Origin of the sequence: Streptococcus mitis SK597, from assembly GCF_000148545.1 — a bacterium.
Lineage (GTDB): Bacteria > Bacillota > Bacilli > Lactobacillales > Streptococcaceae > Streptococcus > Streptococcus mitis_C.
In genome coordinates, this window is record NZ_AEDV01000028.1 from 1 (window position 1) to 9,833 (window position 9,833).

9 protein-coding genes are annotated in these 9,833 nt (G+C 38.5%); 4 read left to right on the forward strand and 5 right to left on the reverse strand.

Annotated features, from left to right (window positions below):
• Positions 1–174 precede the first annotated feature (174 nt).
• Positions 175–411, reverse strand: coding sequence for a helix-turn-helix domain-containing protein (locus SMSK597_RS06090; protein ID WP_000152611.1), 237 nt, complete (start codon positions 409–411; stop codon positions 175–177).
• A gap of 96 nt (positions 412–507) precedes the next feature.
• On the opposite strand from SMSK597_RS06090, the gene SMSK597_RS06095 reads away from it, so the two are divergent.
• Genes SMSK597_RS06095 through SMSK597_RS12520 form a run of 3 tightly spaced genes read left to right on the forward strand, consistent with a single transcriptional unit; the run spans position 508 to position 5,371 of the window.
• Positions 508–1,419 (forward strand): hypothetical protein, encoded by a 912-nt coding sequence (locus SMSK597_RS06095; RefSeq protein ID WP_001038618.1) that lies wholly within the window; start codon positions 508–510, stop codon positions 1,417–1,419.
• Positions 1,420–1,437: 18 nt separating this feature from the next.
• On the forward strand, positions 1,438–1,869 hold the full coding sequence (locus tag SMSK597_RS06100; protein ID WP_000467199.1) for a hypothetical protein: 432 nt from the start codon (positions 1,438–1,440) through the stop codon (positions 1,867–1,869).
• 46 nt (positions 1,870–1,915) lie between these two features.
• Positions 1,916–5,371: a G5 domain-containing protein gene (locus SMSK597_RS12520; RefSeq protein WP_004237691.1), complete on the forward strand. Its 3,456-nt coding sequence runs from the start codon at positions 1,916–1,918 to the stop codon at positions 5,369–5,371.
• Positions 5,372–5,439: 68 nt separating this feature from the next.
• Here the strand turns inward: SMSK597_RS12520 and SMSK597_RS06110 are convergent, their stop codons facing one another.
• Genes SMSK597_RS06110 through SMSK597_RS06125 form a run of 4 tightly spaced genes read right to left on the reverse strand, consistent with a single transcriptional unit; the run spans position 5,440 to position 8,394 of the window.
• Positions 5,440–6,306 carry a cysteine ABC transporter substrate-binding protein gene (locus SMSK597_RS06110; RefSeq protein ID WP_000771296.1) on the reverse strand — a complete coding sequence of 289 codons (867 nt, stop codon included), beginning with the start codon at positions 6,304–6,306 and terminating at the stop codon, positions 5,440–5,442.
• 11 nt (positions 6,307–6,317) lie between these two features.
• A complete protein-coding gene (locus tag SMSK597_RS06115) occupies positions 6,318–7,076 on the reverse strand; it encodes an amino acid ABC transporter ATP-binding protein (RefSeq protein ID WP_000004999.1) in 759 nt (252 codons plus the stop codon).
• Entirely contained in the window at positions 7,077–7,754 is a 678-nt protein-coding gene (locus tag SMSK597_RS06120) for an amino acid ABC transporter permease (RefSeq protein ID WP_001154125.1), read from the reverse strand.
• Positions 7,714–8,394 (reverse strand): amino acid ABC transporter permease, encoded by a 681-nt coding sequence (locus tag SMSK597_RS06125; RefSeq protein ID WP_000384095.1) that lies wholly within the window; start codon positions 8,392–8,394, stop codon positions 7,714–7,716. The genes SMSK597_RS06120 and SMSK597_RS06125 overlap by 41 nt, the downstream gene beginning before the upstream one ends.
• 215 nt (positions 8,395–8,609) lie before the next feature.
• Between SMSK597_RS06125 and lctO the strand changes: the two genes are divergently transcribed.
• Positions 8,610–9,746, forward strand: a complete 1,137-nt coding sequence (gene lctO, locus SMSK597_RS06130; RefSeq protein ID WP_000120723.1) for an L-lactate oxidase — start codon at positions 8,610–8,612, stop codon at positions 9,744–9,746.
• Positions 9,747–9,833 lie beyond the last annotated feature (87 nt).

The window sequence follows — 9,833 nt, forward strand, 5'->3', positions numbered from 1 at the left end:
GCCGGTTGCTCAAAGCACTGCTTTGAGGTTGTAGATAAGACTGACGAAGTCAGTCACATATATAATCCAAGGTGAAGCTGATGTGGTTTGAAGAGTATTACTTGTTTTATATTGTGACCAATGGTAGGGAGGGTAGATAACGTAGATATTATGACATAAGAATAAATATTAGAACTAGATAAATGTGTTACGAATATTAGAATCAGGAGTTTCTTCGATAAATTCAACGATATCATTTGGAAGACAGTCTAAAATCCGACATAGCTTTTCTAAAGTTAGTAAAGTTATGTTTTTATTTTTCTTTAGGCTGTCAAGAGTTTTATTATCAACTCCGGATTTTAATAACTTGTATTGAGAAACTTCTTTTTTCTTCATTGTAGCCCAGAGTGGGTTAAAACTGATTATCGTCATCAACTCCTTTTACTTAATTATAAGAAAAAAGTATCTGACTTCATATTGTGTATATATCCACAATATGATAAAATAACAAGGAAAGGAGACTTATGGATGAATAAGAATGATATTATTTCTCAAGAGGAGAATGAGTTAGATTATTTTTTAGGAATTATTCCGGATGAATCTAAGTCAGATTTGTTTGATGAATGGACTATTTGGGAAGCCTATGTAAAAGGGAGGTTGCCAAATAAACATTGGTCTGAAGTTTTTGATAATGGTGCATACCATTCATTTGATGTCATTACTGCAGAAGGCAAAAAATATGAATATTATCCTATCGCTAATCCGCAATCATACCAGACTGTTTTACAAGAATATCTTTCGACAATAGAAGAGCCTAAACGTAGTAGAAACTTAATAGTTGAAGCTGCTATTTGGTCTAAAAGAGTAGAAGATCTGACTAAGTATTTTTATATAGTAGATGGAAAACATGTTTCTCTTATCAACCCGAAATTAAGTGTTTTGGGATGGATTTTTAGAATTTTAGGTTCATTGTTCTTAGTTGCTTATATAGATAGACTTGGTGAATTTTCTAGTTCTGGTTTAGGAATCTTAAGTAAACCTTTTGAATACTCCCTTTGGGTGGGAGCATGGGTTCTGCTATGGTCTCCAATTTATTTTGCTTATCAACGAGTGAAGCATGAAAAACCAATAGCAGATCAAGTAAAAAAACATAAGGATGAAGTTGCTCAAGCTAGAAACTATTGTATGGAGAAATTGAATAGTATTCCATTTGTTTATGCAAGGCAACAAGCAGGGTTAGATATTCATTTTGCTGCTTTTGCTTATATGGTTAATGTAATTGATCAAGGTAGAGCCTATGACTTAGGACAAGCGCAAAATATGTATGAAGACATGCTGAGGACAGAGCAATTAAATTATCAGTTTCAAGAATTACAAAGAAAAGTTGATTACAATAACAAAATGACAACAATTAATACATTTACAAATTTAATGAAATAATAGATTAGGAGAAATAAGATGTTTGGAAAACCGAAATATGAAAGTGATATTGATCAAACAGTTAGAGATATGTGGTGGGGGTTTGCCATTTTTATAACTGTAATGTACTTTTTAGTCAAAGCAACTTACTATGTCGCATTGCCGTTTTATACTTTATTTACTCATTTGTTTGAAGAAAAAATCCAACAGAAAGAATATTTAAACTGGATGAGATTTTTACCTTTGACTTGGTTTATGAGTGGAGAGACCAAAGAAATGAGACGAGCTGCTGTGAGCTGTACTATACTGCCGATTTCGCTACCTTTATTTTTAATTTTTAATTATCTATATAGTATTAAAGTAATTGGCGATAGCTTTTCCATTTTTATTTTGATTTTATTTACATGTAGTCTAGGAGGCATTATAGGTACTGTTAGAAATTATCGTTTTTCTAAAAAATATATTAGATAGTTTAAGTATGTAAAAATATAATCATTGAAAAGTCAGGAAAATAAAGATGGATAGACAAAATACTAATGAAAAAAAGACTTTGAAAAAAGGTAGAAGAGGTTGGGTAATCTCAGCAGCAATTGTAGCGCTTTTAGGAATTTCAGCTGGAACAGTTGTGTTGCAAAATCAATCGAGTCAAAATCAAGGACAATGTGAAAGTGTTACCGTTTCAGACTCTTCTTCAAAAGAAAAAGAATACACAACAACTGATACTATTAAAGAAACAGAGAAGAGTTTTCTACCTAAAGTAGAAGCCAAAGAGGAATTGGCTAAAGCATTTGTAGCTACTAAAAAAATTGGTGCTGAAGATTCGATTAAATCTCTTTATAAATCATATGAAAAATTATCAGAAATAACTAAGGTAGAGGAAAAGCTTAAGTCACAGGTAAGAACTGAGGGTGAAGAAGTTGAGCAAGTTTCTAGATCAGAAGTAGGTAATAAAGATAATAAAATATTGGAAAAATCTGATAACCTAACTAAAAAGGTTGAAGTAAACATCAACCCATCATTTGAAGTTAAAGATGATAAAGGCATCCCAGCAGTTCAACCTAAACTTCCAGAATTGGTAGTTAGCAAAAAAGGAACTCCCGAAGTTCAACCTAAACTGCCTGAATTGGTAATTATCGAAAAAGGAACTCCTGAAGTTCAGCCTGCATTGCCTGAAGCTAAACCAGAAAAAGATAAGGTCTTAGATAAAAAGGAAGAGAAAAAAGAAGTTGAAACTAAAGTTACAACTCCAACTGTTCCAGAAAACAAAGACCAAACAACTGGTACTCCAACTAAAGAAGAAAAAACTTTAGAAGAGAAAAAAGATAAGGTTGAAAATAATCAAGCAAACTTGCCAGGTGATAAAGGTCAAGTTGAAACTGGTAAAACTACTACTGTAGTGGGTGAAACAACTAAAGAAGAAGTTATTAAACCTGCTACTCCAGCAAAACCAGAAGTGCCTGCTAAACCAGCTGTAGAAGCTCAGCCAGCCATTCCAGCTCAGCCTGAAGTTAAAAAAGTTGTAACTACTCGAACTGAAGTAGAAACTTCTATAATTGAACCTGGAGTCCAACATGTCCCAGATACAAATCTTAATGTTGGTGAAACTCAAGTTGTTCAAGAAGGTGTTGCAGGAAAAACAGAAACAACTTACACAATTACCATTGAAAATGGTGTAGAAGTTAGTCGTGTAGCAACAGGAACTCAAACAACTCCTGCAGTTGATAAAGTTATCCATGTTGGTACTAAAACTTCTAAAGAAGTGGTTCGTACTACAAAAGAAGAGGTGGTTCGCACTCCTATTCTCCCTGGTACAGAATACGTTCCAGATGAAAACTTGGATGCTGGAGTAGAAAAAGAGGTAGAAGCCGGTAAAGCTGGTGAAAAACTTGAAGTCTACACTGTAACACTTGAAGACGGTGTGGAAACTGGTCGAATTCTTGTTTCTTCTACTCAAAAAGAAGCAAAAAATAGAGTTATTCATGTTGGAATAAAAGTTGCTAAGAAAAACATTGAAACTGTAACTCGTGAAACTCACAAAGTTGAATATAAAGTTACTAGCAACACAAATCCAGACCTTTCTAAAGGTGAGAAAAAAGTAATTCAAGCTGGTAAGGATGGTTCTTATGAACTTGTTACTACAGTTGTAACCACTCCAGACGGTACGGAAGTTTCTCGTGATGAAAAACGAGAAAATGAAGTTCCAGCAGTTGATGAAATTGTAGAAATTGGAACTGGTGAAAACGTGGAAACAAGTCGCACTTCTCGAACAGTTGAAGTAAATTACGAAACTGAAGAAGTTAAGGACGAGACCCTTAATGAAGGTAAACGTGTAGTAGAAACTAAGGGTCAAAAAGGCTCTTATACAGAAACTACAATTGTTTACGGGAATGGTCGTTCATCTGTGGTTAAAAGCGATGAAGTGAAACCGGTTAAAGAGGTTGTTCGAGTTGGAACACATAAAGTTTTAACTGAAAACAAAACTCGAGTTGAGCGAAAAGCTGGGGAAAACTTCAAGACTGTTGAAGTTAAAAGCGATAAACTTTTCTCTGATCAACGAGTTGTTAAAACTAAAGGTAAAAACGGTGAAATCATCGAAAACTACAAAGACTACTATGAAGATGGTAAACTTGCTAAGAGTGAGCTAATCAATACTGAAACTGTTCCAGCAGTGGATGAGGTAGTCGAAGTTGGAACTAAAGATCGTTACACTTATGCTAACGAAGATAAGGTTATTACCGCTGAAGGTGAAAAACGTGTTGCCGACTCAAACCTTTTTGAAGGTGATGAAACTGTTGAAGAAGCGGTAAATGGTAAAGAGACTTACAAAGTTAAGTACATTAATGATGAAAATCAAAACCGTACCGAAGTAAGTCGTGAACTTATCAACTCTATTCCAGCAAAACAAAAAGTTGTTCATTATGGAACTAAGAAATTGATGTCTGAAGTTACTGAAGAAGAAATTGAAACAATTTCTCATGGTTCTCGAACTGAAAATGACTCTAACCTTTTTGAGGGTGAAAGTCGTACTGAAAATGGGCGTGACGGATTCAAACGTTACCGCAAAGTTATTTCAGTAAACAACAAAACTGGTGAACGAACTGTTAAAAGTCGTGAGTTAGTTGAAACTAAGGATGCAGTTGATACAATTACCTTTAATGGTACTAAGAAAAAACGTATCGCTGATCCAACAGATGTTGTGGTTCCAATTAATGATGATAACTACGACATTGATGGTACATGGAAAGATATTAAGAGCTTAGGTGAAAATGGTTTGGATCCAAACAATGAAGATCACCGTAGCGCCAAGTACCTACATGATAATCTTTCTCAAGCTGATAAAGATCGTGTGGCTGTTGATGAAACAGATGACGGAGATGATCTTCCTCGAGACAGTGGACTTATCTCAGTTTGGAAAGCTTCTCGCCTTTCTCAAGCAGAACTTGACAAGCTTGAACAGATTGTAGATAATCGTAAACTTAATGAACACTTCATGGAACTTCTTAATGAAGAACGCACTCGTAAAGGCTTGACTCCTGCAACAATCGCAGCAGATGATAGCGAATTAACTCGAGTTGCTAATATTCGTGCTAATGAAATGGCAGATCATGGATCTTTACGTTATCAAGGTAAGAAGGAAGGCAAGCATAAACGTCCTGATGGTTCTCGTTGGTCAACTGCTTATGATCCAGAGTTCTACAAACAAACAAATGCAATGACAGAAAACGCAGCAGAAGCAACTGATGTTTGGGATATTGTGAGTCTTACAAATGAAAAGGCATTAGCTCATAATTTCTATACTAGATGGAAACACTCTAAAGGTCACTATGCAGCTATGATGATAGGAGATGGTTATAGCCCAGCAAACAAGAATGTACAATTCCGTGTAGCTCTTGGGTTCGCAAATCATTCATTGACTTCTGATAATCCAACAAACGTTGTGGCAATGATGGAAATCGCATCTATGATAGATTAAATAAAAACGAACAAGATAGAGATTCTGATTACCAGAATTCTAGTCTTGTCCGTTTTTATTTTTAAAACTTAGTCGACTTTTCCACCTTCAACAACCAGGTCATCTGCTTTAGTAGCGTCACCGTAGGTTGGGTGGAGTGTTTTTTCATAGGCCTTGTGGAAGAAGTTTTCCTTACCTAATTTTTCAATATCTTTATTGATGAAGTCTAGCAATTCTTGGTTCCCTTTTTGAACTGCTGCTGCAATGGTATCTGGGTCACCGAGGGAAGTAATTCCTACTTCAAATCCTTTATTTTCAAGCGCCCAAGCTAGGACTTCCGTATTGTCAGTAGAGAAGGCATCTCCACGTCCGTCAAGAAGAGCTTGGTAGGAGTCACTGTATTGGTCGTATTTTTGGAGTTTGATTTCTGGATGATTTTTTTCAAAATAAGTCTCAGCAGTCGTTCCTTTTGTGACAATTAAGGTTTTACCTTCAAGTTGTTTGACGTCTGTAATGAGACCAGTCTTAGGTGATACGACTCCAAGTGAAACTTTCATATATGGAAGGGCAAAATCAACTTGTTTCTTACGTTCATCAGTCACTGTAAAGTTGGCAAGGGTAATATCCACCTTGTTTGAAATCAAGTATTCAGCACGGTTGGCAGCGTCGACTGAAACGTATTTAACCTTGACACCAAGGTCTTGTGCTAATTGGTTCCCAAGTTCAATATCGTAACCTTGGTAAGAACCGTCATTGTCAACGTAACCAAAGGGTTTCTTGTCTCCAAATACGGCGATTCGCAGTTCACCGCTTTTTTTGATTTCATCGATAGTGCGAGCCTTGGCAGTGGTTTTACCAGACGATGAACCAGCGTTTCCACCTGAGCTACAAGCTGTGACAAAGATAAGGGCGAAGGCAAGTGCCAAAACAGTTAAGAGTGGTTTGAGTAGTTTCATAAGAATCTCCTTTATAGATATGAGCCAAATTGGCTAAAGTCAAAGACGTTTAAAAATTCCTGGGCTCGTTTGGTTTGTGGATTTGTGAAGAAGGCTTGAGCCGTTCCTTCTTCAGCAATTTTCCCTTGGTCGAGGAAGATAATCCGATCGGCAATAGCTTGGGCAAACTGCATTTCGTGGGTTACTAAAATCATGGTACGGCCTTCTTGGGCCAAATCATTGATAAGTTCCAGCACCTCACGCACCATTTCTGGATCCAGCGAAGCAGTCACTTCGTCAAAAAGGATGATTTCTGGATGCATGAGGAGGGCACGGACAATTGCAACCCGTTGTTTCTGTCCGCCAGATAATTGACGAGCAAAGCTATGTTGTTTATCAAGCAAACCCACGCGTTCCAGTAGTTGCAAAGCCTCTTCCGTTACTTCCTTCTTGTCTCTTCCCTGAGCCTTGATAGGACCTAGGATGAGGTTTTGAAGGACATCCAGATGGGGAAAGAGTTCATAACTTTGAAAGACCATGCCAATCTTTTGGCGAACTAGGTGAAAATCTTTTTTATTTTCAACGATAGACTGACCGTCCAGAAGAATATCTCCACCTTGAATACTTTCTAAGCCATTGAGGCAACGAAGGAGGGTACTTTTTCCACAACCAGATGGCCCTAGGATGACGACAACTTCCCCTTTTTTGATATCTAGAGATAGACCTTGGAGGATGGGATTGTCTCCGAAGGATTTTTTTAGTTCCTTGATTTCTAAGATAGTTTCAGACATTTAGTTCCTCCAATGTTTTTCTAAGTGAGTGGATAGTTTGGAAATAGGAAAGCAGACTGCGAAATACAAGACCAGAATGGTTCCATAAATCCAAAAGGAAGCGGTTGGGATAGTTAAGCGATTGCTATCGATGATTTGTTGTCCAACTTTGGTCACTTCCACAACCCCAATCAAAACGACCAAGGAAGTGGTTTTAATCATCCGAGTAACAAGGTTAATGGCCTGCGGTAGCAGTCTTCTCAAAACCTGTGGGATGATGATGTGGTAGTAAAGTTGAACGTTGGTCAAACCTAGCGCCTGTCCACTTTCAAACTGATGCTTGGGGAGGGAAGTGATGGCTCCACGGACCAAGTCCCCCATTTCAGCTGTTCCCCAGAGGGTAAAAACGATAATAGCTGAAGTCTCACCTGAGATATTGATATTAAAGTTTCGAGCCAAGCCAAAGTAAACGATGAAGAGTAGCACCAGCTGGGGCATGATACGGATGAATTCTAAATACAATCGTGTCAAAAATCGTACGATTCTAGAATGGGAGGTCATGATGATTCCCATGACTGTTCCGAATATCATGGATAAGAGGACAGACAGGATAGATATCCCAATCGTAACGCCCAATCCCTGTAAGATTCTCAGGAGATTATTTCCCTGAAAGAGTATTTGGATTCCCGAATCCTGCATGGCGGAGCCTCCTTTCTATCCAGCTAAAGACCAGTGAGATGGGTAGAAGCATCATCAGATAAGCAACTACCAACATAGTTAGCGCAATGTCTGTCTCATAATAGAGCCCAATCAAGTCCTTGGCGACGTACATGAGGTCGGCCAAAGCTACTGCTGAGAAAACAGAGGTTTCCTTGATCAGGAAAATGACATTGGCACTAAAAGACGGTAGGGCCACCGCTGTTGCTTGCGGAAGAACCACATAGCGAAAGACCTGTAGAGGTGTCAGACCGATTGCTAATCCAATCTCCTGCTGGGTTTGACTGACGGCTTCCAGCCCACTTCGGAAAGATTCTGCCATATAGGAGCCTCCTAAAAAGACAAGTCCCAGAGTAGCACAGACTTCCGAAGATAGGACAATCCCTATTCGGGGAAGACCGAAATAGAGAAAGAAGAGTTGAATCAAAAGGGGTGTGTTGCGTGACAATTCAATGTAGGCTGTCGCTACTTGCGCCAAGACGGGGATTCGATAATGCCGGATGATACTAACGATTAAACCGAGCAGAAAGGATCCCAAAATTCCCCAAACTGCAATATGCAAGGTCAGAAAGAATGCCTTTTGATATAGTGGTAGATATTGTTCAACAATGGACCAATCCAAAAATAGAACCTCCTATCTAGAAATAATACAGTTATTGTAGCACTTAAAATCTTCTTTGGATAATATCTATTTTTTATTGCCGTTATAAGGATTTTTTATCATAGACATAAAATTTCTGAAATTTCCAAACAAAATATTTGAAAAGTTTTGAAAAAAGAGTTAAGATATTTTTGTAATATACAAAGTAAACGCTTACTTATTAAGGAGGGCATTTTATGTCATACAAAACAAGCAATGCAGAAGGTCATGTAGATTTCATCAATACCTATGATTTGGAGCCAATGGCGCAACAAGTTATCCCTAAAGCAGCATTTGGCTATATCGCTAGTGGGGCGGAAGATACTTTCACTTTGCGTGAGAATATTCGTGCCTTTAACCACAAGCTCATCGTTCCTCATACACTTTGCAATGTAGAAAATCCAAGTACAGAGATTGAATTTGCAGGTGAAAAATTGTCTTCACCAATCATTATGGCGCCTGTTGCGGCTCATAAATTGGCAAATGAACAGGGTGAAGTGGCGACTGCGCGTGGTGTGCATGAATTTGGTTCCCTCTATACAACCAGTTCCTACTCTACTGTCGATCTTCCAGAAATTACAGAAGCCCTTCAAGGGACACCTCATTGGTTCCAATTTTACTTTAGTAAAGATGACGGGATTAACCGCCACATCATGGATCGTGTGAAGGCTGAAGGATATAAAGCGATTGTCTTAACGGCAGATGCGACTGTAGGAGGCAATCGTGAGGTGGACAAGCGTAATGGTTTTGTCTTCCCAGTTGGCATGCCGATTGTTGAGGAATATCTGCCAGAAGGTGCTGGTAAATCAATGGATTTTGTTTACAAATCAGCTAAACAACGCTTGTCTCCACGTGATGTAGAATTTATCGCTGAATACTCAGGACTTCCTGTTTATGTCAAGGGACCACAATGCCGTGAGGACGTTGAACGTTCGCTTGCTGCAGGGGCTTCTGGTATCTGGGTAACCAACCACGGTGGTCGCCAAATTGACGGTGGACCAGCTGCCTTTGACTCACTTCAAGAAGTAGCAGAAGCAGTTGATAAACGTGTGCCAATCGTCTTTGACTCAGGTATTCGTCGTGGTCAACACGTCTTTAAAGCTCTGGCTTCAGGAGCAGACTTGGTAGCTATTGGTCGCCCGGTTATCTATGGCTTGGCTCTCGGTGGTAGTGTCGGTGTACGCCAAGTCTTTGAACACTTGAATGCGGAATTGAAGACAGTTATGCAGTTGTCTGGAACTCAGACTATTGAAGATGTCAAACACTTCAAGCTTCGTCACAACCCATACAATCCAACTTTCCCAGTTGACCCTCGTGACTTAAAATTGTATTGATAAAAGAGATTGCCTCCACTTGATGTGGAGGTTTTTGCTTGTGTTTTATACTCTTCAAAAATCTCTTCAAACCACGTCAGCGTCGTC

Bases quoted from the DNA above. Each gene is read 5' to 3' on its own strand.
- SMSK597_RS06090 (WP_000152611.1), bottom strand. From the start codon at position 411: ATGACGATAATCAGTTTTAACCCACTCTGGGCTACAATGAAGAAAAAA.
- SMSK597_RS06095 (WP_001038618.1), top strand. From the start codon at position 508: ATGAATAAGAATGATATTATTTCTCAAGAGGAGAATGAGTTAGATTAT.
- SMSK597_RS06100 (WP_000467199.1), top strand. From the start codon at position 1,438: ATGTTTGGAAAACCGAAATATGAAAGTGATATTGATCAAACAGTTAGA.
- SMSK597_RS12520 (WP_004237691.1), top strand. From the start codon at position 1,916: ATGGATAGACAAAATACTAATGAAAAAAAGACTTTGAAAAAAGGTAGA.
- SMSK597_RS06110 (WP_000771296.1), bottom strand. From the start codon at position 6,306: ATGAAACTACTCAAACCACTCTTAACTGTTTTGGCACTTGCCTTCGCC.
- SMSK597_RS06115 (WP_000004999.1), bottom strand. From the start codon at position 7,076: ATGTCTGAAACTATCTTAGAAATCAAGGAACTAAAAAAATCCTTCGGA.
- SMSK597_RS06120 (WP_001154125.1), bottom strand. From the start codon at position 7,754: ATGCAGGATTCGGGAATCCAAATACTCTTTCAGGGAAATAATCTCCTG.
- lctO (WP_000120723.1), top strand. From the start codon at position 8,610: ATGTCATACAAAACAAGCAATGCAGAAGGTCATGTAGATTTCATCAAT.